Annotated in this window: 20 protein-coding genes; 5 read left to right on the top strand and 15 right to left on the bottom strand. The window is 71.1% G+C overall.

Annotation, left to right across the window (positions count from 1 at the left end; all coding sequences use genetic code 11):
* Positions 1-176: 176 nt before the first annotated feature.
* The 13 genes from AB0915_RS04910 to AB0915_RS04850 all read right to left on the bottom strand — a co-directional run bounded on the left by AB0915_RS04910 (position 177) and on the right by AB0915_RS04850 (position 15,805).
* A complete protein-coding gene (locus AB0915_RS04910) occupies positions 177-1,616 on the bottom strand; it encodes an amino acid permease (protein WP_366689735.1) in 1,440 nt (479 codons plus the stop codon).
* Between the two features lie 211 nt (positions 1,617-1,827).
* Positions 1,828-2,832 carry an ornithine carbamoyltransferase gene (argF, locus tag AB0915_RS04905; RefSeq protein WP_366689734.1) on the bottom strand — a complete coding sequence of 335 codons (1,005 nt, stop codon included), beginning with the start codon at positions 2,830-2,832 and terminating at the stop codon, positions 1,828-1,830.
* 155 nt (positions 2,833-2,987) lie between these two features.
* Positions 2,988-4,220, bottom strand: a complete 1,233-nt coding sequence (locus tag AB0915_RS04900; protein WP_366689733.1) for an arginine deiminase — start codon at positions 4,218-4,220, stop codon at positions 2,988-2,990.
* Positions 4,221-4,330: 110 nt separating this feature from the next.
* A complete protein-coding gene (locus tag AB0915_RS04895; RefSeq protein WP_366689732.1) occupies positions 4,331-6,898 on the bottom strand; it encodes a polynucleotide kinase-phosphatase in 2,568 nt (855 codons plus the stop codon).
* Complete coding sequence (locus AB0915_RS04890; RefSeq protein WP_366689731.1) at positions 6,895-8,373, bottom strand: 3' terminal RNA ribose 2'-O-methyltransferase Hen1; 1,479 nt, start codon at positions 8,371-8,373, stop codon at positions 6,895-6,897. The genes AB0915_RS04895 and AB0915_RS04890 overlap by 4 nt, the downstream gene beginning before the upstream one ends.
* A 53-nt stretch (positions 8,374-8,426) precedes the next feature.
* Positions 8,427-9,404 carry a homocysteine S-methyltransferase gene (gene mmuM / locus AB0915_RS04885; protein ID WP_366689730.1) on the bottom strand — a complete coding sequence of 326 codons (978 nt, stop codon included), beginning with the start codon at positions 9,402-9,404 and terminating at the stop codon, positions 8,427-8,429.
* 42 nt (positions 9,405-9,446) lie between these two features.
* On the bottom strand, positions 9,447-10,370 hold the full coding sequence (locus AB0915_RS04880) for an LLM class F420-dependent oxidoreductase (RefSeq protein ID WP_366689729.1): 924 nt from the start codon (positions 10,368-10,370) through the stop codon (positions 9,447-9,449).
* 74 nt (positions 10,371-10,444) lie between these two features.
* Positions 10,445-10,969 carry a DUF6099 family protein gene (locus AB0915_RS04875; RefSeq protein WP_366689728.1) on the bottom strand — a complete coding sequence of 175 codons (525 nt, stop codon included), beginning with the start codon at positions 10,967-10,969 and terminating at the stop codon, positions 10,445-10,447.
* 124 nt (positions 10,970-11,093) lie between these two features.
* Positions 11,094-11,453 carry a nucleotide pyrophosphohydrolase gene (locus tag AB0915_RS04870; protein ID WP_366689727.1) on the bottom strand — a complete coding sequence of 120 codons (360 nt, stop codon included), beginning with the start codon at positions 11,451-11,453 and terminating at the stop codon, positions 11,094-11,096.
* Positions 11,450-12,727, bottom strand: a complete 1,278-nt coding sequence (locus AB0915_RS04865; RefSeq protein WP_366689726.1) for an ATP-binding protein — start codon at positions 12,725-12,727, stop codon at positions 11,450-11,452. The genes AB0915_RS04870 and AB0915_RS04865 overlap by 4 nt, the downstream gene beginning before the upstream one ends.
* Positions 12,728-12,734: 7 nt before the next feature.
* On the bottom strand, positions 12,735-13,133 hold the full coding sequence (sepF, locus tag AB0915_RS04860) for a cell division protein SepF (RefSeq protein ID WP_366136485.1): 399 nt from the start codon (positions 13,131-13,133) through the stop codon (positions 12,735-12,737).
* Between the two features lie 182 nt (positions 13,134-13,315).
* Positions 13,316-14,314 carry an MBL fold metallo-hydrolase gene (locus AB0915_RS04855; protein WP_366689725.1) on the bottom strand — a complete coding sequence of 333 codons (999 nt, stop codon included), beginning with the start codon at positions 14,312-14,314 and terminating at the stop codon, positions 13,316-13,318.
* 696 nt (positions 14,315-15,010) lie between these two features.
* Positions 15,011-15,805 (bottom strand): DeoR/GlpR family DNA-binding transcription regulator, encoded by a 795-nt coding sequence (locus AB0915_RS04850; protein WP_366689724.1) that lies wholly within the window; start codon positions 15,803-15,805, stop codon positions 15,011-15,013.
* Between the two features lie 185 nt (positions 15,806-15,990).
* Between AB0915_RS04850 and AB0915_RS04845 the strand changes: the two genes are divergently transcribed.
* From AB0915_RS04845 to AB0915_RS04835, 3 genes are all read left to right on the top strand, one after another.
* On the top strand, positions 15,991-16,875 hold the full coding sequence (locus AB0915_RS04845; protein WP_366689723.1) for an SIS domain-containing protein: 885 nt from the start codon (positions 15,991-15,993) through the stop codon (positions 16,873-16,875).
* Positions 16,876-17,454: 579 nt separating this feature from the next.
* Entirely contained in the window at positions 17,455-17,748 is a 294-nt protein-coding gene (locus AB0915_RS04840) for a hypothetical protein (protein WP_366689740.1), read from the top strand.
* A gap of 463 nt (positions 17,749-18,211) precedes the next feature.
* Entirely contained in the window at positions 18,212-18,382 is a 171-nt protein-coding gene (locus tag AB0915_RS04835; protein WP_366689722.1) for a hypothetical protein, read from the top strand.
* 127 nt (positions 18,383-18,509) lie between these two features.
* Here the strand turns inward: AB0915_RS04835 and AB0915_RS04830 are convergent, their stop codons facing one another.
* On the bottom strand, positions 18,510-19,049 hold the full coding sequence (locus AB0915_RS04830; protein WP_366689721.1) for a hypothetical protein: 540 nt from the start codon (positions 19,047-19,049) through the stop codon (positions 18,510-18,512).
* Between the two features lie 363 nt (positions 19,050-19,412).
* Between AB0915_RS04830 and AB0915_RS04825 the strand changes: the two genes are divergently transcribed.
* Positions 19,413-20,849 (top strand): helix-turn-helix transcriptional regulator, encoded by a 1,437-nt coding sequence (locus AB0915_RS04825; RefSeq protein ID WP_366689720.1) that lies wholly within the window; start codon positions 19,413-19,415, stop codon positions 20,847-20,849.
* 15 nt (positions 20,850-20,864) lie between these two features.
* On the opposite strand, the gene AB0915_RS04820 is transcribed toward AB0915_RS04825, so the two are convergent.
* Complete coding sequence (locus tag AB0915_RS04820; RefSeq protein WP_366689719.1) at positions 20,865-21,773, bottom strand: adenosine kinase; 909 nt, start codon at positions 21,771-21,773, stop codon at positions 20,865-20,867.
* Between the two features lie 538 nt (positions 21,774-22,311).
* On the opposite strand from AB0915_RS04820, the gene AB0915_RS04815 reads away from it, so the two are divergent.
* On the top strand, positions 22,312-23,550 hold the full coding sequence (locus tag AB0915_RS04815) for a low temperature requirement protein A (protein WP_366689718.1): 1,239 nt from the start codon (positions 22,312-22,314) through the stop codon (positions 23,548-23,550).
* The last annotated feature ends 15 nt before the right edge of the window (positions 23,551-23,565 follow it).

Below are 23,565 nucleotides of genomic sequence, written 5' to 3'. Positions count from 1 at the left end.
TGCCAGGCGGCGCCTGGCACGCACACTCGCCGCGTTGTCGGGCTCGCCCCGATACGCCCAGTATCGGGGCGACCCTCCGCCTTGCGATCGCACGCACCAGACGCCACCAGGCCCGCCCTACGGGCGGACGACGCTCCTTTCGAAACACGCACTAGTGCCGTGGCCGGCGGGCGCTCTCAGGCCCGCTCCGCACCGGCCAGCCGCGACCGGCGTCGCCCGTAGCAGGCGTACACCGCCGCGCCGACCAGCAGGAAGAGCGCGAACTGCACCCAGGTCGCCCAGCCCGTCCCGTACATCAGGTAGAGGCAGAAGCCGACGCCCAGGATCGGGCTGGCCGGATAGAGCGGCACCCGGAAGGAACGCTTCAACCCGGGGTGGCTGCGGCGCAGCGCGATCACCGCGACATTGACCGCCACCATGGTGGCGAGCGTGCCGATGGTGGTCAGGTTCACCACCGCGCCGAGGGACGCGAAGGCCGCCGGAACGGCAAAGACGACGGCGACGATCCAGGTGTTGGCGACGGGCGTCGCGGTCCGCGGCGAGACACGTTCGAAAACCCGCGGGACCAGGCCGTCGCGGGACATCGACATCAGGATGCGGGTCTGCCCGTACATCACCGCGAGCACGACAGACGCGATGGCGACGACCGCACCGAAGGCCACGATGCCGCCGCCGACGGTCGAGTCGGTGACCTGGTCGACGATCAGCGAGAGCGCGGCCGGTTTGTTGGAGACGGCGTCCGCGCCGAGTGCCCCGATGGCGGTCAGGGCGACCGCGCAGTAGAGCAGGGTGGCGACGCCGATGCAGATCATGATCGCGATCGGGATGTTCCGGCGGGGGTTCTTGACCTCTTCGCCGGCAGTGGTGATGGCGTCGAAGCCGATGTACGAGAAGAACGCCAGCGAGGCGCCGGAGGTGATCCCGGCTACGCCGTGGGTGGCGAACGGCGAGAGGTGACCTGCCTCGAACGCGGTAAATGCGATGGCGCAGAAGGCGATCAGGATGCCGATCTTGAGGACGGCCATCGCGGCCGTGGCGCCCGCGCTCTCCCGGACGCCGCGCACCAGCAGGGTGGCGGCCATCATGATCACCACGACGGCGGGGAGGTTGATCACGCCGCCGTCGCCGGGCCCGGCGGACAGGGCGGCGGGCAGGTGCCAGCCGACGAGGCTGTTCAGCAGCTCGTTGACGTACTGGCTCCAGCCGACCGCGACCGCGGAGACCGAGACGCCGTACTCCAGCAGCAGGCACCAGCCGACGAGGAACGCGGCGCGTTCGCCGAGGGTGGCGTAGGCGAAGGAGTAGGAGCTGCCGGAGACCGGGATGGCGCCGCCCAGCTCGGCGAAGGAGAACGCGGTGAAGATGCAGGTGATCGCGGCGAGGACGAAGGAGACGACGACGGCGGGACCGGCCTCGGCAACGCTGTCGGAGAGGCCGACGAAGATGCCGGTTCCCACGATGGCGCCGATGCCGAAGCACACGAGCTGGAACAGCCCCATGGTGCGCTTGAGGCCGTGCCCCTCCAGGTCGGCGCCGGATTCGGCGACCAGCTGGGTGGGGCTCTTGATGCGCAGTCCCGGCCGGGGCGACAGGCTCTGCGGGCGGAGCGGACTCACGGGGATGATCTCTTCTCTGGTGGAGCATGTGGGGGGCGCGCACACGGAACTGGTGGGGGGCTCCGGCCGGCTCGGTGGGGGGACGCGTCAGATACGACAATGGGGTCCGAGCCCGCGAGCTCGAACCCCACCAAGTAGAACCACTGTAACCAATTGCCCGCATGTTCACCCAATCGGGCGCATTTTCATGCAGAACCTGACCGGCGACCCGTCAGGCGGCGGCCAGGGTCGCCACCAGGACGGCCTTGATCGTGTGCATCCGGTTCTCGGCCTCGTCGAAGACGATCGAGTGCGCGGACTCGAAGACCTCGTCGGTGACTTCCAGCTCGGTCAGCCCGTGGGCGGCATGGATCTCGCGGGCGACCTCGGTACCGAGGTCGTGGTAGGCCGGGAGGCAGTGCAGGAACTTCACGTCGGCGTTCCCCGTGGCGTTCAGGACGTCCATGGTGACGGCGTACGGCGCGAGCGCCGTGATGCGCTCGGCCCAGACCTCCTTGGGCTCACCCATGGAGACCCAGACGTCGGTGGCGACGAAGTCGGCACCGCGGACGCCCTCGGCGACGTCCTCGGTGAGGGTGACGGTCGCACCGCCGGCCTCGGCGAGCTTGCGGGCCTGCGCAACGATCTCCTCGGCCGGCCAGTATGACCTCGGGGCGACGATCCGGACGTCCATGCCCAGCAGCGCACCGGTGACCAGGTACGAGTTGCCCATGTTGAAGCGGGCGTCGCCGAGGTAGGCGAAGGCGATCCGCTCCAGCGGCTTGTCGCTGTGCTCGGTCATCGTGAGGACATCGGCGAGCATCTGGGTCGGGTGCCAGTCGTCGGTGAGCCCGTTGAAGACGGGGACCCCGCCGTACGCCGCGAGCTCCTCGACGGCCGCCTGACTGTCACCGCGGTACTCGATGCCGTCGAACATCCGGCCGAGTACGCGGGCGGTGTCCTTCACCGACTCCTTGTGGCCCATCTGCGAGCCCGAGGGGTCGAGGTACGTGGTCGAGGCACCCTGGTCGGCCGCGGCGACCTCGAAGGCGCAGCGCGTGCGGGTCGAGGTCTTCTCGAAGATCAGCGCGATGTTCTTGCCGCGCAGCCGCTGTACCTCCGTACCCGACTTCTTGGCCGCCTTGAGCTCGGCGGCCAGGTCGATCAGGCCGCGGAACTCCTCGGCCGTGAAGTCCAGCTCCTTGAGGAAGTGGCGGCCTGCGAGGTCTATGGCCATGGTGGCTGCTCCTGGGTCGGGCGGGGGTCGCACGTACAGTTCCCTGGAAGTCTATACGAGAGACCGCATTGCTATACGGAATGCTCGTGGCCGCCCCCCCTCCGTACACCCGCGCGGTCCCGTGTTCCCCCGTCCGGTCGCGCGCTCCCCCGTGCCTACACCGCATCGCGGACCACTGGGCAGCTCATGCAGCGGGGACCGCCCCTGCCCCGGCCGAGTTCGCTGCCGCGGATCTCTATGACCTCGATGCCTTGCTTGCGCAGATAGGTGTTGGTGGTGGCGTTGCGCTCGTACGCGACGACGACGCCCGGCTCGACGGCCAGCACATTGCAACCGTCGTCCCACTGCTCGCGCTCGGCCGCGTGCACGTCCTGGGTGGCGGTGAGGACCCGGATCGAGTCCAGGCCCAGCGCCGCCGCGATGGCCCGGTGCATGTGCTCGGGCGGATGGTCGGTGACCTTGAGCTCCCGCGGTCCGCTGCCGGGCTCGATGGTGTACGAGCGGAGCATGCCCAGCCCCGCGTACTGGGTGAACGTATCGCCGTCGATCATCGTCATCACCGTGTCGAGGTGCATGAACGCCCGCTTCTTGGGCATGTCGAGCGCCACGATCGTCCGGGCGGAACCGGCGTCGAACAGTCCGCGGGCCAGCATCTCCACCGCCTGCGGGGTGGTGCGCTCGCTCATCCCGATCAGGACGGCGCCCTGTCCGATGACCAGGACGTCGCCGCCCTCGATGGTGGACGGATAGTCGTCCTGCCCCTCCGACCAGTGGTGGAAGGCTCCCGCCTCGGAGCCGGTGAAGAGGGGGTGATGGCGGTAGATCGCCTCGAAGTGGACGGTCTCGCGCTGCCGGGCCGGCCAGCGCATCGCGTTGATGGACACCCCGTCGTATATCCAGGCGGAGGTGTCCCGGGTGAAGAGGTGGTTGGGCAGCGGACCGAGCAGGAAGTCGTCCGGGTCCATGACATGGAAGCGGACCGATGTCGGCTCGCTGTGCCGCTCCAGGAACTCCCGCTTCGTCATCCCGCCGACCAGCGCCTCGGCCAGCTCGGCGGTGGACAGCTCCTCGAAGGCGGCCCGCAGGTGTTCGGTGGCGAGCGGGCCGTACTCCTTCTCGTCGAAGACCCGGTCGAGGACGAGCCGCTTGGCCACGGGGATGTCCAGGGACTCACGCAGCAGATCGCCGAAGAGGTGCACCTCCACTCCGCGGTCGCGCAGGACGTCCGCGAAGCCGTCGTGCTCCTGCCGGGCGCGGCGCACCCACAGCACGTCGTCGAAGAGGAGCGCGTCCTTGTTGCTGGGGGTGAGCCGCTTCAGTTCCAGATCGGGGCGGTGCAGGATGACGCGGCGCAGCCGCCCGGCCTCGGAGTCGACATGGAATCCCATGCCTCCATCCTCACCGCGCGGAGCGCCGTTCACCCGGCGAATCGCCACCGAGTTCGCCACCGAATCCGCTGCCGGGTCCGGCAACGCGTTCCAGCGCGGTCCGGCTGCGGTCAGAGCCTCGGGTCGACGGGCTCCGACTCCAGGGCGAGCACCGCGAACACTGCCTCGTGGACACGCCACAGCGGCTCGCCCTCGGCCAGCCGGTCCAGGGCCTCGAGACCCAGTGCGTACTCACGGAGCGCCAGCGACCGCTTGTGGCCCAGGAACCGGGAGCGCAGCCGCTCCAGATTTTCCGGACGCGTGTACTCGGGGCCGTAGATGATCCGGAGGTACTCCCGGCCGCGCACCTTGATGCCCGGCTGGACCAGCCTGCCCTTCTCGTCGCGCACGAGCGCGGCAAGGGGCTTGACGACCATGCCTTCGCCGCCGCGGCCGGTCATCTCCAGCCACCAGTCGGTACCCGCGCGGACCGACGCCTCGTCGCCGGTGTCCACGACGAGCCGGCGGGTGACCTGGAGCAGGCCTGTGGGGTCGTGCTCCACCATCCGGTCCACCCAGGCCAGCTGCTCGTCATGCGGTACGGCGGCCAGTGAGCGCCCCTGCACGGCAAGGATCTGGAACGGGGCGATCCGCACCCCGTCCAGGCCCTCGGTGGACCAGCAGTAGCGCCGGTAGGCCTCGGTGAACGCCGCGGCGTCGGCCGTCCGGTCCTGCTGACGGGCGGCCAGGTCGGCGACGTCCACCCCGCGGTCCGCCGCTGCCGCGAGTGCCGCCTCGACCTCGGGGAGTACGGCACCGGACGCGGCGCCGACCGCCGCGTACTGTGCGCGCAGCAGCCCGCCCGCCTTGAGGGACCAGGGCATCAGCTCGGCGTCCAACAGCACCCAGTCGGTGTCCCACTCCTCCCAGAGTCCGGCGGCGGCGACGGCCGTGCGCAGTCTGCCGAGGATCTCCTCGGTCACAGCGGCGTCGTCGAGGAACGGCCGTCCGGTGCGGGTGTGCAACGCCCCGGTCGGCCCCTCGACCCCGAACCGCTCGCGGGCCGCGTCCGCGTCACGGCAGACCAGGGCCACCGCCCGCGAGCCCATGTGCTTCTCCTCGCACACGACCTGGGCGACCCCATCGGCCCGGTACTGCGCGAAGGCCTCGGCGGGGTGCTCCAGGAAGCCCTCCTCGTGGGAGGTCGCGGTGGGCGCCATCGTCGGCGGGAGGTAGCCGAGCAGCCGCGGGTCGACGGCGAACCGGCTCATCACTTCGAGCGCCGCCGCGGCGTTCTCCTCGCGCACCGCGATGCGGCCCATGTGCCGGGTCTCCACGATCCGTCGGCCCTGCACATCGGCCAGGTCGAGCGGACGCCCCTCGCGGCCCCCGGGAGCCTCGGTGACGAGCGGTCTCGCGGGCTCGTACCAGACCTTCTCGGCAGGTACGTCGACGAGTTCGCGCTCCGGCCAGCGCAGCGCGGTCATCTTCCCGCCGAAGACCGCACCCGTGTCCAGGCAGAGGGTGTTGTTGACCCAGGAGGTGCTGGGCACCGGGGTGTGGCCATAGACCACGGCGGCACGGCCGCGGTACTCCTCCGCCCACGGGTAGCGCACGGGCAGGCCGAACTCGTCGGTCTCGCCGGTGGTGTCCCCGTACAGCGCGTGCGAGCGGACCCGTCCGGACGTGCGCCCGTGGTACTTCTCGGGCAGCCCGGCGTGGCAGACGACCAGCTTCCCTCCGTCCAGCACGTAGTGGCTGACGAGCCCGTCGATGAACTCCCGTACCTGCTCGCGGAAGGCCGGGTCCCTGGCATCCTCACGGTCCAGCTGCTCGATGGTCTCGGCGAGCCCATGGGTGTGCTGGACCTGGCGGCCCTTGAGGTAGCGGCCGAGCTTGTTCTCGTGGTTCCCCGGCACGCACAGGGCGTTCCCCGCCGCCACCATGGACATGACGCGGCGCAGCACGCCGGGGCTGTCGGGGCCGCGGTCCACGAGGTCGCCGACGAAGACCGCCGTGCGCCCTTCCGGGTGCGCGCCGTCGGCATAACCGAGCTTGCCGAGCAGGGTCTCCAGCTCGGAGCTGCAGCCGTGGATGTCACCGATGATGTCGAACGGCCCGGTGAGATGACGCAGGTCGTTGTAGCGGCGCTCCAGCACCACGTCGGCGTGGTCGGCCTCCTCCTCGGTGCGCAGGACGTGCACCTTGCGGAACCCCTCGCGCTCCAGGCCGCGCAGCGAACGGCGCAGCTCGCGGCGGTGGCGCTGGACGACATGGCGGGGCATGTCGGCGCGGTCGGGGCGGGTGGCGTTGCGCGCCTGGCAGACCTCTTCGGGCAGGTCGAGGACGATCGCGATCGGCAGCACGTCGTGGGTCCGGGCCAGCTGCACCAGCTGCCTGCGGCTCTCGGCCTGGACATTGGTGGCGTCGACGACGGTCAGCCGTCCCGCGGCGAGCCGCTTGCCCACGAGGTAATGCAGGACGTCGAAGGCGTCACCGCTCGCGCTCTGGTCGTTCTCGTCGTCTGCGACGAGGCCGCGGCAGAAGTCCGAGGAGATGACCTCGGTGGGCTTGAAATGCTTGCGCGCGAAAGTGGACTTGCCGGAACCGCTGGCCCCGATGAGCACGACGAGGGAAAGGTCGGTCACCGGCAGCGTGCGGTGCACGTCGGTGCTCTTCTCGGTGTCGTTGTCGGTCATGCTGCCTTCGCCCCCTTCTTCTTCGTGTCGTCCTCAGCGGTCTTCGTGAACACGGCCATCTGTGTGGGCGGACCCACCTCGGGGTCGTCGGGTCCCACCGGCACGAAGCCGACTCCGTATCCGTGCCGCTGCGCCACTTCCTGCGCCCAGCCCCGGAACTCGGCCCTGGTCCATTCGAAGCGGTGGTCGCCGTGGCGCGCATGCCCGGCGGGGAGGCTCTCCCAGCGGACGTTGTACTCCACGTTCGGCGTCGTCACGAGCACCGTCCGCGGCCGGGCCGAGCCGAACACCGCGTACTCCAGCGCGGGCAGCCTCGGCAGGTCGAGGTGCTCGATGACCTCGCTGAGCACGGCCGCGTCATACCCGCCCAGCCGCTTGTCGGTGTACGTGAGCGAGCCCTGCCGCAGCGTGACGCGGCCGGCCTGGCGCTCGCCCATCCGGTCCAGCTTCAGCCGGCGCGAGGCGATGGTCAGAGCGCGCATCGAGACGTCGACGCCGACGATCTCCGTGAAGCGCACGTCCTTCAGCAGTGCCTGCACCAACTGGCCCTGTCCGCAGCCCAGGTCCAGCACCCGGCTCGCCCCGGCGGCCCGCAGCGCCTCCAGGATCGCTTCGCGCCGCTGCTCGGCGAGCGGCACCGGCTTCTCCTCGGTGTCCGTCGTCTCGTCCACGGCGTTGTCGACGGACTCCACCGCCAGGTCGTCCAGCTCGGCGAGCCGTACCAGTTCGAGCCGTTCCATCGCCTGCCGGGTCAGCCCCCAGCGCCGGGAGAGATAGCGGCTGGTGATCAGCTTCTGCTCCGGGTGGTCGGCCAGCCAGCCGTCACCGGCCCGCAGCAGCTTGTCCACCTCGTCGGGCGCGACCCAGTAATGCTTGGCGTCGTCGAGCACCGGCAGCAGGATGTACAGCTGCCGCAGCGCGTCCGCGAGCCGCAACTCGCCCTCCAGCACCAGCCGTACGTACCGCGAGTCGCCCCACTCCGGGAACTGCGCGTCCAGCGGTACGGCCACCGCGTCCACGCTCGTCCAGCCGAGCGGACCGAAGAGCTTCGTCACGAGCTCCGCACCACCGCGCGCCGGGAGCGCGGGCACCTCGATCCTGAGCGGCAGGGGCGCCGCCGCGCGCTCGGGCAGGGCCCGGCACACGCCTTTCAGAGCGGACTTGAAGACGGTGCTCATCGCGACGGAGAGCAGCGAGGACGCCGCGTACGGCCGGTCGTTGACGTACTGCGCGAGCGCCGCGTCGGGGGCGCCGCCGCGGCCCTTGCCCTTGCCCCGGCGCACGAGCGCCACGGGATCCACCTGCAGCAGCAGGGCGGCCGTGCAGCGCTCGGCGGATGCCTCGGGATAGAAGACATGCGCGGTGCCGTGGGAGGTGGAGAACGCCTGCGCCTTCTCGGGATGCTTGTGCAGCAGGAAGCCGAGATCGGTCGCGGGGCGCTCAGGGGTGCCGGTCGTACTGATGGTCAGGAACACACGTCCGAGTATGGTCGGGATCACTCGCCCCCCACCAGGCATTTTCGTCGTGTCTACGGTGCTGTCGCCTCTCCCGTCCCACGGTCCGTGCCACGCGCCGGCCCGCTCCCCGACCCCCGCGCCGTCCGTCCCGCCGCAATCAGCCCGGCCAGTTCCGCGATCGGTCCGGGACCGACCCGACAGCAGCCGCCGACCAGCCGGGCACCGGCATCCTGCCAGCCCCTCACCCGGCGGGGGTCGAACGTGGCACCACCGGTCCAACCCCGGCCCTCGGCGTCCCACCGCTCCCCGCTGTTCGGGTAGACGACGACCGGCTTCCCGGTCACCTCGGCCGCCGTCACCACCGCCCGGTCCGCGTCTACCGGATCGCAGCAGTTCACCCCCACGGCCACCACCCGGTCGTGCCCGGCGGCGAGCCCGAACGCCGTCTCCAGCGGCTGCCCCGCCCGGGTCCGGTCCCCCGCCACGCTGTACGAGAGCCAGACCGGCAGCCCGTAGTCGTCGACCACCCGCAGCAGCGCCTCCGCCTCGTCGGTGTCCGGCACCGTCTCCAGCGCCAGCACATCGGGGCCTGCGGCGGCCAGCGCCTCGATCCGGGGCCGGTGGAAGCGCTCCAGCTCCCGCACCGAGAGGCCGTACCGCCCGCGGTACTCGCTGCCGTCCGCGAGCATCGCCCCGTACGGGCCGACGGAGCCGGCGACCCAGACCTCCCGGTCCGCCGCCCCACCGGCCCGCCGGGCCAGCTCCACGCTGCGGGCGAAGAGCTCCGTCGCCCGGGCCCGGCCGATCCCCCGCCGCGCGAACCCCTCGTACGTCGCCTGGTAGCCGGAGGTGATGAGCACCTGCGCACCCGCCCGCACATACGCCCGGTGCGCGGCCTCGATCTGTCGTGGCTCGTCGACCAGCAACCGAGCCGACCACAGTTCGTCGGACAGGTCGCAGCCCTGCGCCTCCAGTTGGTTGGAGAGACCTCCGTCGAGGAGGACGGTGGACTCGGCGAGCACGGCGGCCAGCGGGCGGGCGGGTTGCACAGGTGTTCCTTCCGGTCGTGGCTGCTCCTGCAGCTTCGTCGGTCAGTTCAGCTGGGACTGGATCTGCGAGGAGATCAGCTCCAAGTGCTCCAGATCGTTCAGGTCGAGGATCTGGAGGTAGATCCGCGACGCCCCGATCTCGCCGTACCGGCCGATCTTGTCGACCACCTCGGCGGGCGAGCCCGCGAGCCCGTTCGCCTTCAACTCCTCCACGTCGCGCCCGATGACCGACGCCCGGCGGGCCACCTCCGCGTCGTCCTTGCCGACGCAGACCACCAGGGCGTTGGAGTACACCAGGTCGTCCGCACCACGCCCGGCCGCCTGCGCCGCTTCCCTGACCCGGCCGAACTGCTTCTCGCTGTCCTCGAGCGAGGCGAACGGAATGTTGAACTCGTCCGCATACTGCGCGGCCAGCCGCGGTGTACGCGTCACACCGTGACCGCCGATCAGGATCGGCACCTTGGCCTGTGCCGGCTTGGGCAGCGCGGGTGAGTCGGTGAGCTGGTAGTAAGCGCCGTCGTAGTTGAACTTCTCGCCGATCCCGGTCGCCCACAGCCCGGTGACGATGGCCAGCTGCTCCTCCAGTCGGCCGAACTTCTCCCTGGGGAACGGAATGCCGTACGCCTTGTGCTCCTCCTCGAACCAGCCTGCCCCCAGACCGAGTTCGACGCGTCCGCCGGACATCTGATCGACCTGGGCGACCTGGATAGCGAGAACACCCGGGAGCCGGAAGGTCCCCGCGGTCATCAGCGTGCCGAGCCGGATCCGCTTGGTCTCCCGCGCCAGCCCGGCCAGGGTGATCCACGCGTCGGTCGGGCCTGGCAACCCGTCGCCAGCCCCCATGCGGAGATAGTGGTCGGAGCGGTAGAACGCGTCGAACCCAAGGTCCTCGGCGGCCTTGGCGACGGTGAGCAGGGTGTCGTAGCTCGCCCCTTGCTGGGGCTCGGTGAAGATTCGAAGATCCATGGTTCCATCCTGCACCTCCGAGCACCGGTCATTCCTCGCACCCGTCCCGCGCCGCTCCACCGAACGCCCCGCCGTCACGGCTGGCCCGCCGCCGAGCCCGCCGGTCCGCGCACCGCACCGTACGCACCGTCCCGCTCCCGCTGCCGGTCCTGCTCCCGGTCCTGCTCGGCGAGGAGCCGGAGCATCCCGTGCACCCGGTCCAGCGCCTCGTCGGCCGCATCGATCGCCTCGATGCACTGCCAGTAGAGGCTCTCCTCGCCGGTGTCACAGGCCACCGCGACGAGAGCCATCCCCATCTCTCCCAGCAGCGCGCCGAGACCGGTCAGGGCCGCCCGGGGATCGGCAACCTCGGCAAGCTGCGCGGCCCGCGCCGTGCCGGTCCGCACCACCGGGTGGTCCGGCGCCCCGCCGCCGCTCCCCCCGATCTCGCCGAGCCCCCGTGCCTCGCCGCGCAGCACCTTCGGCCCGTGGGCCGCCAGCCGCTCGCCGATCGCCTGGGCCAGCGCCTGGACCTGCCAGGCCTCCGCCATGATGGACGGCGCGCCCCGGCTCTGCGCCAGAGCACGCCGACTTACCTCTATGAGCCGCTCCGCTTCCATGCGTCGCCCCCGTCCGAACGAAAACCCGCTCACCTCATCCATTACCCACAGTGAGGGGAGAGGTACCGAAAGGCCAGGGGATTTCGGAAATCTGTGGACACGAAGTCGACTGTGAAGAAGTCGATCACTCCGAAGAGTGACGATCTTGAGGGCCTGGGGGCTTCGGAACCGGGAAGCGCGCTTCGTTCCTGTCGATCTTCTCCGCCAGCGCCGCCAGCGCATCGATGCCCAGCACCTCGCAGAACTGCAGCAGATACGCGAGCACATCCGCGACTTCGTCCGCCACCCGATGCGCCGTCTCGGGCTCCTGCATCACCCGTGCGGACTGCTCCGGCGTCAGCCACTGGAAGATCTCGACCAGTTCGGACGCCTCGACGCTGAGCGCCGCCGCCAGGTTCTTCGGGGTGTGGTACTGCTCCCAGTCACGGGCGGCCGCGAACGCGGCGAGCCGTCGCTGCAGTGTCTGTACATCGAGTCCGTTCACGGTTCCAGGTCTACCACCGTCGCACCGGCCGTCCCGCGGGCCCGTGCGGCGGCCGCCTCCGCGGCCGTTCCCACCAGTCTGAGGTGCCCGGTCGAGCCGACCGACGCGGCCAGGGCCAGCAGTTCCGCCACCTGTCGTCCGTCCAGGTCCCGGTCGAGCCCGTCGACCAGAACGGTGAGCGTCTGCATGGCCGACGGCACCTCCGCCGCGGCGTCCATGGCCAGCACGCCGGGGCCGGTGAGCAGGACCAGGGCGAGCGCCAGATACCTCAACTCGCCGTCGCCGAGCCGCTCGACCGGGGTGAGATGCCCGCCATCGCGCTCCACCACGGCGCGCAGCAACCCGTCCGGGAGCCGCTCGACGCCCAGCCCCCTCACCGACCCCGCGCATCCGGCAGCGGCCGCCGCAACCAGCCGGGCATGCCGCTGTCCGCACTGGGTGTGTGTCCGTTCCAGTACCGCCGTGAGGTTGTCGCAGTCACGGCGCAGCCGGCCCTCCCCGCTGGGCACCGGCGCCCGCATCCGCTGCGGCTGCGGTTCGCACACGAAGACGGAGCGCAGGGCCACGACCATCTGTTCGGCGGCGGCGAGGACCCGTAACTGTCCCTCGGTCGTGCCCGCGACCCGCAGCGGCAGCAGCGCCGTACCGAGCACGTCGTCCGGCAGTGGTGCCCGGGTCACCGGGACGGTGCCGGCCGTGTGCCAGGCCGCCTGGACCGTCGAGCCCCTGGGGTCGCGCAGCGCGGTGGTCAGCAGCGTCTCGCCGCCGCCGGTCAGCCGTTCGCCGACGATCCGCAGGGCCGGCTCGGCCTGCACGGCGACGTCGAGCCGGACCGGTCCTGCCGGGCCGGTCGCCGTGCAGCCGATCCGGAAGCCGCGACGGCCCTGGGCGTCGGGACCGGCCCGTTCGGGCACGTACGCCGCCGGATCCGGGAACACCTCGTCGAGCGGGTCCCCCGCGCCCAGCCGGGCCAGCGCCTCGTACGCCCGCAGCGCGCTGGACTTGCCACTGCCACCGGCCCCGGTGAACAGCGTGAGCGGGCCCACCGGGAGGACGGTGCCACGGTGCGAGGCGAAGGCGGAGAGCCGCAGTTCGGTGACGACGGGGCCGGCGGAACGGGCCGCCCCGGTTCGGGGAGGCTCGGTTCGGACAGCCTCGGTTCGGACTTCTCGGGCGGCTGATGCCCCTGGGGTCGCCCACGGGTTGTCGGGGCAGCGTGCAGTCATGAGCGGACCGTACGCACGCCGTCGACCGGCGAACCGTTCCGCCCGCACGACCTTCCTACGATCGGGGGACGCCTGCCGCCGTGACCCCCTCGACCTCTATGCCGACCGGCGACAGAAGAAACACGTTCCGATCGACGCGGTGCATTCCGCTGCCGAGCCCGAAGACCACACCGCTGGTGAAGTCCAGGATCCGCTTGGCCACATCGGTCTCGGCGCTGGTCAGATCGAGCAGCACGGGAATCTGTGCGACCAGATACTCGGCCACCTCACGCGCGTCCGCGAAGACCTGCACGCGCAGCACGACCATGCGGCGCTGTTCGGCGGTCTCGTGGTCGTCGGGGACCGCGCGATGGTCGACCCGAGACGGCCATTCGTTGCGGCTGCGCAGCGGTACGACCTGCGCCAGACCCTCCCACTGCTCGTCCGTGACGTCGTACCTGTCGTACCTGCTCACCGGACCACCCCGTCTGTGCTTCGGTCGGCGTTGCGCCGGCTGCACTCGCTGTTCATCCGGCAATTCTCGCGCCCCTCACCCGTTCGGCGTACCACCGACACGGGTCAGCGGCTGATCGACACCTCCTGCGGTACTGAAAGCGCCGCGCCGCCGGTCACGTCGAGCGGGCGGAGATCCAGGCGTCACCCCCCGAGGACCCCCGCCCCACGGGACTGCTCCGCTTCTCGAGCGACGACGGCGACATCGGTCATCACCTGAAGAACACTGGGCAGTTCGGAGCCGTCGAGCTGCCGGTACTCGCTGCCGATCGTCACCACGAGGCGTTCGGCCAGGCCGAGTTCGGGGTGGCGTCCCTCGGCGATCACCCTGCGGGCCGCCTCCAGGGCGGGCACCCCGGCCGCGTGGAGAGCGTGGGCACGTTCCCGTACGTACTCGAGGTAGCCGATGTGTGCGCGCACGCCGGCCGGGTCGAGGACCGGACCGTGGCCCGGGACGATGGTCTCGGCGCCGCTGGCCAGCACCTGTTCGCAGGCGGCGATCACGTGGGAGAGGGGGCCTGCCCAGTGCACCGGGTGGTCGCCCGGCTGCTCCGGGGTGGAGGAGAAGATGACGTCGCCGCTGAACACGGTGCGCTGAGCGGGCAGGTGCACGATGAGGTCGCCCGTGGTGTGGGCGGGGGGCAGGGCCGTGACCTGGACGGGGTACTCCCCCAGGGTCAGTTCGAGCTCGCCGGTGAAGTACGTGGTCGGCTGCACGGGTTCGGTCCGTGACCAGTCGAACGGGCCGAAGTGGCGCTTGAGGTACTCGCCGAGCGCGGTGGCCGGATCGCTGCCCTGGACGAGGGCGTGCTGCTGCTTCGGGGTGGGTTCGTAGTGAATGTGTTCCCGGGCTTCGCGGGTCGCGATGATCTCCGCGTCCGGGAGTACGCCCGCGCCCCAGAAGTGGTCCCCGTTGGCGTGGGTGACGATCACCCGGTCGATGGCGGCGCCGTCGGGCAGCCGCTTCGTGGACTCCGCCAGGAACTGGCCGGCGAGCACGGGGTCGTACGGGGTGTCGATCCAGATCGCGCCACGCGATGACGTCAGGAGACCGCAGTTCGCGAGGCCCCAGCCCCGTTTCGGCGGGAGCCACGCGTAGAGGTCCCGGCCCAGCTCGACGAAGTCTCCGCCCGTGATCGACATGGACGCGATTATGCCGACCGTGATCCGGCAACGCGTTCGAACTCGGTCACCGAGGGATCTGTTTGGCGCAAACCCGCCGCCCGCTCGCACCGATTGCGGGGCGACGGTGACGATACGAGACCGGGCACCCGCATTCTCGCACGACACCTTTCGGACGTTCGGCTTCATTTCCCCCGACGGCGTCACGCTTCGCGGCCGTGGCCGATCGGGCAGCCGCCAAACGGGAATGCGCCGATTACCCACCGAGCATGGCTGAAAACAGACGCAGAGAGGCCTCCGATGACGGCGCCGGGCGCGCTGCCGCCGGAGGTCCGAAGCACCGTGGCCCAGTGCTGTGACTGGCAGTGTTTGCCCCATGAGGAGGCTCGTCCGGTGCGTGCGGGCGTGCTGGGCGACGCGACGGGGCAGAGCCTGCCGGGAGGGCACTGGGCCACGGTGCACGGTGTGCGAGTGAAACCCGTCGGACAGGGCCGAAGCACCGTCCGGCACTTCCCGGTCGGATTCCGGCTGGGACGTTCCAGCGGACCTGACCGCGTTCGAAGTACGCGATCAGGTCGGGGTCGAGGGCGGGCACGCCGTACGGTGCCCCGCCCTCACGCAGCGAGCGGGTCGCGAGGACCCCGGCGCGACTGCACCGGCAGGGCCGACCAGTAGTGGACGGCGCCCCGCACCTGATCCCGCGGGACGGCCTCACCCTCACACAGCGATGACGGTGACGCCGGCCTCGGTGAAACGGGCCTTCGCGTCGCCGGTGATGCCGGTGTCGGTGACCAGGAAGTCGACCTGACTGAGATCACAGACCCGGGCGAAGGCCCGCTTGCCGATCTTCGAGGAATCGGCGGCCACGACCACCCGCTGCGCCTGCTGGGCGAGCAGCCGGTTGATGCTGGCCTCGCCCTCGTGGTGGACGTACGCCCCGCGCTCGGTGTCGATCGCGTTGACGCCCAGCACGGCGACATCCAGCGTTATCTCGCCGAGCACGCCACTGGCCAGCGGCCCCGTGAGCTCGTACGACTGCGGGCGGGCCACTCCACCGGTCACCACGATCTTGATCTGCGGCCGTATCACCAGCTCGTTGGCGATGTTGAGGGCATTGGTCACCACCGTCAGAGTCGGCTGCCCCCCGGGGCCGGTGTCACCGACGAGGTCGGGGCGCACGGCCAGCGAGCGGGCGACCTCGGTGATCGTGGTGCCACCGGTCAGCCCCACCACCTCCCCCACCGCCACGAGTTCGGACACGGCGCGGCCGATGGCCTGCTTCTCCGGGGCGTTGCGTCCCGTCTTGTAGCGCAACGCCAGTTCGTAGGAGACTCCGTGCGCGACGGCGCCGCCGCGGGTTCGGGTGAGCAGCTGCTGCTCGGCGAGCTGGTCCAGGTCACGACGGATGGTCGCGGCCGAGACGTCAAGCGTCGTCGCCGCGTCCTCGACCTCCACCCGGCCGTGTTTGCCGACCAGCTCAAGCAGCGCGTCCCAGCGGGCGTCCCTGGACAAGTGAACTCTCCTTACAGGCCCGGGATTCGAGCGCCCATCCCCTTGGGCAGTGTCACCGGACATGCGCAAGGGTCGCACAAGGCGCCGATCAGTCAAGTCCCATGCACGCAGAATGCTTGATAATGATTGCAGAAGCCGGATAACGTGCGTGAACGAGCATCCCAACACCCATACGGAGTGTAAAAGTGTCGTTTGTCGAGATTGAGACAGCCAGCCAGCCGGAGTGCTGGCGCCGCGCCGCGGACCTGGCAGAGAGCCAGTCGGCCGCCCTGCCCGCCACGGGCGAGCGCATCGCCGTCGTCGGCTGCGGCACCTCGTTCTACATGGCCCAGGCGTACGCCGCACTCCGCGAGGAATCCGGGCAGGGCGAGTCCGACGCGTTCGCCGCATCGGAGTTCCCCTTCGGCCGCAGCTACGACCGGGTCGTGGCGCTCACCCGCTCGGGCACGACGACCGAGGTGCTGGAGCTGCTCGGCCGTCTCCGCGGCGTCACCCGTACCGTCGCGATCACGGCCGACCCGAACACCCCCGTGATGACGTCCGCCGACGATGTCGTCGTCCTCGACTTCGCCGACGAGCAGTCCGTGGTGCAGACCCGGTTCGCCACCACGCTGCTCACGCTGCTCCGTGCCCACCTCGGCCTGCACACCGACGCCGTGGTCCGTGACGCGGAGACCGCACTGGCCGAGCCGCTGCCCGAAGGGCTGCTGGAGTGCAGCCAGTTCACCTTCCTCGGCCGGGGCTGGACGGTCGGTCTCGCCAACGAGGCCGCGCTCAAGATGAAGGAGGCGTCGCTCTCCTGGACCGAGTCCTACCCGGCGATGGAGTACCGCCACGGTCCGATCAGCATCGCCACCACCGGCACCGCCACCTGGGTGTTCGGTACCGCACCCGAGGGTCTTGAGGAGCAGGTCGCGTCGACCGGCGCCCGCTGGGTGGCGAGCGGCCTGGACCCGCTGGCCGAGCTGGTCCGCGTACAGCGTCTGGCGATCGCCCGCGCCGAGGCCGCCGGCATCGACCCGGACAGCCCCCGTCACCTGACCCGCTCTGTGGTTCTCGCTGACGTCTGACCGGCGGACGGGCATCATCGAACGCGCCCTCACCGTTGCGCACGACGGTGTGCGCGAGGGCGCGTGCGAGGGGTTCCTCGCCGCGCCTGCACGGGGCAGCGATACCGGCGTCCTCGTCCTTGCCGGCGCTCCGCCCAAGAGCCGGCCGCCCGGCGTCGCACAGGCGGACGGCCGGTACGAGTGGTCACCCACGCCGGTGCCGGACACCGCCCGCGCTTGCCCGGCGAAGGCCCTGCACCGGTGTCCGACCGATTCCTGTACGGCGGTTCGCCCGCCGCCGACGCGGCACTCGGCGCGGCCGCCTGGCCGTTCGTACTCGATGTGCTGCACGGGGTTCGGGAGCCGGACTCCGTATGACCGCGCATGCCTGTCGGGCTGGGCCACGAGGCTCGACGCCCGACCGCCGACGGCCGGTCACGCCCCACGGTGTCCCGTTTCACCGTGGGGCGTCGCCATGACGGCCGGACAGGAGGGGCGAGACGACGGCGTGGCGGGGGAAACACGCCAACGGGGCCACGCCCGCCGAACGCTACGAGGCGATGTGGGACCGGGTGATAGTCCTTCGGCACGCACCGCGCTCTGTGGCTCGCCTCGATCGAGGCGCTCGCCCAGGCCGAGCACTCCGCGGACCTCCGCCGCTATCTCGCAGGGGGCCAGGCCGAGGGCCGGCGCGGGCTGGCGGCGATCCTCAGCGGCGTCGACGAGGACGCGGTCGACGACGCCGCCGCGCGCACCCTGGGCGGCGTCCAGATGGCCCTGCTCAGCGGCCTGATGACGCAGTGGCTCACGGATCCCGACCAGGCCCCCACCGGCGCCGACGTCGTCGCCGGGCTGCGCGCGTTGGCCCGCATCGTCGGCCCCGGCCGGTCCTGAGCCGCCCGCCGGGAGCGGCCGATCGATCGCATCGACAACCGCGAATCGAGATCAGGAGTGCCGGGAGACGAACGCCTGCCGGCACCCCGACTCCGATCACCGACCCGCAGCTGGTCACTGCCGAGAACTCGTGCCGGACGTCAACGGCGTTGAACGGCCCGCCCGGCCATCGGATCGGCGCCTTCTGCGGTCCGGCGTGGACCGCGACGCCCCCCTCGGCGCCGAAGTTCGGCGCGGCATCGGACTGCACGTCATCGAGCGGGAAATCGGCACCCCCACGGCGGAGAGCCGAGGCCGTCTTCGGCATGCCGTCCGCGCCCGCCGGACTTCGGCGCGAGCCGACAGCGCTTGAGGCCCGGACGCCTACTGCGCCTCGTACTGCCGGCTCACGACTTCGCACCACGAACGGGAGGACCTGGACCTCGTCCCCTGTCCGCGGTGCCCTCAGCCGCAGTTGGGCCCGGTGCTCGACCGGCCGGACGAGGAGCATCACGCCCTACACGGCGTCATCGAGCGGATCGACCAGGTGCTGGTGGCCGGGGTCGGCGGCGAGGACGGCGACGGGTCGGCGACGATGGCACTGCGTTCGGCCATCGATCTGCCGACCGATGTGCTGGGGGCGTGTCCCCCGTGACGACGGGGCGGCCCGGATCCGCGTCTCGGTGACGGCGCACCGGATCCGGGCCGCCCCGTCGGCCGGGTGCGCCGCGCCGGGGATGATCCGGTCGCGCCTCCGGCCGGCCCTTCGCCACCGCCCCGTGCTACTCCTCGAAGTAGGCGTCGAGCACCACGTCGAGTTCTTCCGCCCACGCCTTGAGGTTGCTCCTGGCGGGTGCCTCGACCTCGGCGTTGAACCAGCGGCGCGACGACATGTGGACGGTGACGGTGAACCGGCGCCCGAACCGGGGGACCTTCACCTCGACCGCACCGACCTCGTCCCAGTGGAACTCGGCCTCCTGGTCGTCCAGCCGGAACCGGATGCCGTCACGGTCCGCGGTGATCGAACCCCGCCGGTCGCTGACCTCGAATACGGGCCCGTTCTCTCCCTTCTCGTCCTTCTCGTGTTCCTCCTGCTCCCCGTCCTTTGCGTCCTCCGAGCCGGAATCGGCGACGGTGCCCCCGGGGGCACCCTCCGCAAGGGCGTCGTCAGGGACGACATCCTCGGGCGCCGGCTCCTCGGTCTTCCCCTGGTCCGCCTCGGACGTCCCGACGGTGAGGGGGGCCGTGAGACCAGGTATGTACGCCGGGTCTGTCCCTGCGGCGTACGCGGGCTGAGTGTTCGGATCTATGCGCTGCTCCACGGCGGGCAGTATGGCCGACGAACCTGTACGAGACCAGTAAGGGCCGGCCGGGCCGTGACGTCACTCGGGAACGTACCTAGTTGGCGGAGCAGGAACCGGCGTACGCAGGACCTGCGCGGCAACCGCGGCGATGGCACGGCGGAGGAAAGAGTCGACGCGGAGCGTCGGTGACCGACGGCAATGCCGCAAGCACAGTCGCAGGGCGTCGGGAGCCCACTCCTGTCACGGGGGAGGCCGTAAGGTTGCGCTTGCACATCCCACCGAAGAATCCGGCCATGGGAAACAATCCGTGCACACATCCGTCCTTGCTGCCCGTGGGACGTTCACCCGTACCGAGCAGCCGACAGCGGAGGAGCAGGCACGATGTCAGGGACCGGCCGGGCAGCCGCGGCCGACGAGGCAGCGGGATCCCCCGCGCGCGGCGTACCGGAGCGGGCGGACCGCCCAGCGGACCAGGACGCCCCTCTCGTGATCGGCGAGCGGGTGAAGCGGCTCCGCAAGGAGCGTGGACTGACCCAGCGCCAGCTGGCCGAACCCTCCTACACGGCCGCGTACATCTCCACCCTGGAGGCCGGAAAGGTCCGGCCCTCCGAGGCGGCCCTGCGCCACCTCGCCGAGCGGCTCGGCGTCTCGCACGAGGAGCTCTCCACCGGGCGCCCCAGCCATCTCGCCACCGCGATCCGACTCCGCCTGGCCGACGCGCAGCGGATCCTGGCCACCGGTGACGCGACCGATGCGGCAGTGGAGTACGAGCGGCTGCTCGCCCAGGCCGAGGAGTACGGCCTCCGGACCGAGCAGGCCACTGCCCTCACGGGGCTGGGTGAATGCGCCCTGGAGACGGGTGAACTCAACCAGGCGCGTGACCACTTCGAGGCCGCCGAGCAGCAGCTGGCCGACGCCCCTCTGCCCGAGCGGGCCCGAGCGGTACGCGGCCGCGCGGTCGCCCACTTCCTCGCAGGCGAACTCCGCTACTCCTGCTACCTGCTGGAAAGCGCCCTCGACGAACTGAACACCTCGGGCCTCCAGGACCCCGGCGCCCTGCTCCAGCTCTACACCGCCTCCATCGCGCCCTACATGGACCTGGGGGCGCACGCCCGCGCCGCGCAGGCCGCCGAGCTGGCCCTGGCGCTGGCTCCGCAGGTCTCCGACCCCGCGCTGGTCGCCTCCATGCACCGCTCGGTGGCCCGCACCCTCATCGCGGAGGGCCGGGCAGCGGCCGCCGATGCCGCGCTCGCCAAGGCGGCCGAGCTCTACCAGCAACTGCAGATGCGCACCGAACTCGCCCATTGCCACTGGATGCGCGGCTACGTCCACGCCCAGCACGACGACCTGGAAAGGGCGGAGAGCGAACTGCGCACCGCGCACTCCATGCTGGTCTCCAAGCGCGCCGCCCTCTACGCCTCCCAGGTCGAGGTGGAGCTCGCCGATGTACTTCGCCGCCGCGGCAAGGCCGACGAGGCCGCGGCCCTGTTGCGCGACCTGCTCGGCGGTCTCCATCCCGACCGCGGCGCGGTCCACGCGGGCGGAGCCCATCGGCTGCTCGGCCTGATCGCCGAGGAATCCGGTGACGCCGAGGCCGCCGAGGAGCACTACGTCACCGCTCTCTCCCTGCTCGAACGCGCAGGAGCAGCGGGCGACCTCGCCGACATCTGCCGGCTCCTGGGCGACCTGCTGCGCAGCGAGGGCCGCACCGAAGCCGCCATGGACGCCTACCGCACCGGTCTCGGTCACCGCTCCAGCCCGGGCACCACCACTCTCGGCCCGGCTCCGGCCCGCCCGCCGGAGACACCCTGGAACTGACGGTCCCGGCCGTGGCTAACTCTCCGACTCCGCGACGCGGGCGAGGAGTTCGTCGCGGCCGATCGGGTCGGTTCGTGTCGACTCCACCGTGCAGGCGTGGGCTCCGGCCACCGCACCGTAGAGGCCGCAGCGCTGCGGCGGTTCGCCGGCCAGCCAGCCGAGGAGGAAGCCGGACACGAAGGCGTCACCGGCGCCGTTGGAGTCCACCACCGGCCCCGGGGGCGTGACGGCCGGAATCCGGGTCACTTCGCCGTCGGCCAGCAGATAGGCGCCCTCGGCTCCGGCCGTGGCAACGACGACCTGGGCGCGTCCCCGCTCGGCGACCCGTCGCATGGTCCGCTCCGGGTCGGCCAGGGCGACGGCGGAGACAAAGACGAGGTCCGCCTCGTGGGCGAACGGCTCGTGGTAGGGGTTGACGCCGTCCCAGTCGTGCAGGTCGGTCGAGATCGTCACTCCGGCCTCCCGCAGCGCGGGAAGAGCGAAGGCGCACGGGTGGGTGATCGAGACATGGGCATGACGGCTCGCCGCGGCCAGAGACCGGACCGTCGCCTCGGGCAGCCGGTCCCCGTCCCGCGACCGGCTGTCGTCGTACAGGGACAGCCGTCGCCCGTCCGGGCCGACGAGGTTGACGGCACGTTTGGTGCCGCCGGGCAGCGGGACCTCGGTGAGTGCGATGCCACGGTCGCGGTGCAGCGCCCGGATCAGGTCACCTGCGTGGTCGTCGCCGATCAGGTCGAGGTGATGCGTGCGCAGGCCCAGGGCGCTCACCCCGAGCGCAACGAAGTCCCCGGTCTGCCCCGCCCGCGTCTCGATTCCGGGGCGGATCATGTAGCTGTCGGCGTACGGGAGGGGCAGCTCCGGGACGTACACGATCGTGTCGACTCCCGCACCTCCCAGAACAAGGACATCGGTCTCGGCGCTCATGGGTGTTCCTCTCCGGCCGACCGGCAACTGTGGCTGTCGGCAGGCGAGTCAAGCAGGGCAGCCACGGCGATCGCAAGATGTTGCAGAATCCTCCCGCAAGCTTTTGCTTCTCATCTGCGAACCCGGCCGTCTGCGACCCATCGCCTCGACCCCGCGGCGGCCGGGTCACCGGACCGTGCCGGGCCCGGTGCAGGGGGCCGCGTGCAGCCGGCTCGCCGTCGCTTCCGTTCCCTCAGGCGCGGACCAGTCCGTTCCCTCAGGCGCGGACCAACGGCGTGTCGACCAGGTGCTCGGCTTCTGGTGCAGCCACGACTGGCTGCCGTGCTGTGCGTACCCGAGTGACGTCAGGCGCCCCGACGCGGGGCGCGTCGACCGGTAGCGCATGCGGTGATACTCGCCAGCGCACTGTGTCCGTCGCAGGTGGGAGGCGTTCGCTCCCGGGCAAGCCCCCGTGCGCTGGCAGGCATGTGCGGTTGCCCTGCCGCTCTAACCTCGGCGGGGCAACCCACGACCGGTGAGCCGGGGAGCGAGGAGAAACATGAGTACGAACGAGCAGGCGGATGCGGGGGTCGTCGGGCTGGGTCCGGGCGGCGAGCTGAACGGCCCACCAGCCGCTCGCACGGCCCTGGAACCCAGGCGATGGCGCACCATGCCGGGCCGCGACCCCGGCGAGCCGCACCGGTCCGCCACTCCGCTGGAGCTCCTCTTCGACCTGTGCTTCGTCATCGCGGTGGCGCAGGCGTCCAGGAGTCTGCACGAGGCACTGTCCAACGGGGAGTACGCCACCGGTGTCCTGCGCTTCGCGCTGGTCTTCTTCACCATCTGGTGGGCGTGGATGAACTTCACCTGGTTCGCATCCGCCTACGACACGGACGACCTCCTGTACCGGCTGACGGTGTTGGTCCAGATCACCGGGTCGCTCGTGCTCGCCGCCGGCGTTCACAGCGCGTTCGAGGAGGGCGATCTGCGGGTCATCACAGCCGGATACGTGGTGCTGCGCACGGCGCTGGCCGCCCTGTGGCTGCGTGCCGCGTGGTCCGATCCCGCTCGGCGGCCGACCGCCCTGCGCTTCGCCGCCGGAGTGACGGTGTGCCAGATCGGGTGGGTCGGGCTGCTCGGTCTCCCGGCCTCGGCGCGGCTGCCGGGCATGGCCGTGATGATCGTCGCGGAGGTATCCGTCCCGGTATGGGCGCAGTCTGCCGGGATGACCCCATGGCATCCACGCCACATTGCCGAGCGCTACGAACTCTTCACCCTGATCGTCCTCGGGGAGTCCGTCGCGGCAGCCACCGTCGCCGTCCAAGGCGCCTTCGACCGGCACCAAGGCACCGGTTCGCTGTACGCGGTGGCGGCCGGTGGACTGTTCACGGCCTACGCCATGTGGTGGCTGTACTTCGCCAGACCCGCGCACACCCTGCTCGCTACGACGCACCGGGGCCACCGCAGGAGATTCACCTGGGCCTACGGCCACTACCTGATCTTCGCTTCGGCGACCGCCGAGGGAGCCGGCCTGGCCGCGTACGCCGATCACGTCACGCGTCGCACGGACGCCTCGCCGTTGGCCGCCGGCGCGGCGGTCACCGTCCCCGCGGCCGTCTTCCTGATCACCGTCTGGGCCGTACACCTGCGCCCCCACCAAAGAACCGCGACCGAGGGGATTCCGTATGCCGTCGCCGCGGTCGGCGTCCTGCTGGCCGCTTGCTCCCCGGCCCCTGCCCTCGTCGCCGGCGCACTGCTTGCGGTCCTGGTCGTGGTGGTCACGGTGCCGCGCCGGTGAAGAAGCCCGCAGCCG

The organism is Streptomyces sp. NPDC048411, from assembly GCF_040704695.1.
Taxonomy (GTDB): Bacteria; Actinomycetota; Actinomycetes; order Streptomycetales; family Streptomycetaceae; genus Streptomyces.
The sequence above is the reverse complement of the archived record's forward strand: the minus strand, read 5'-3'. Positions and strand labels throughout refer to the sequence as shown.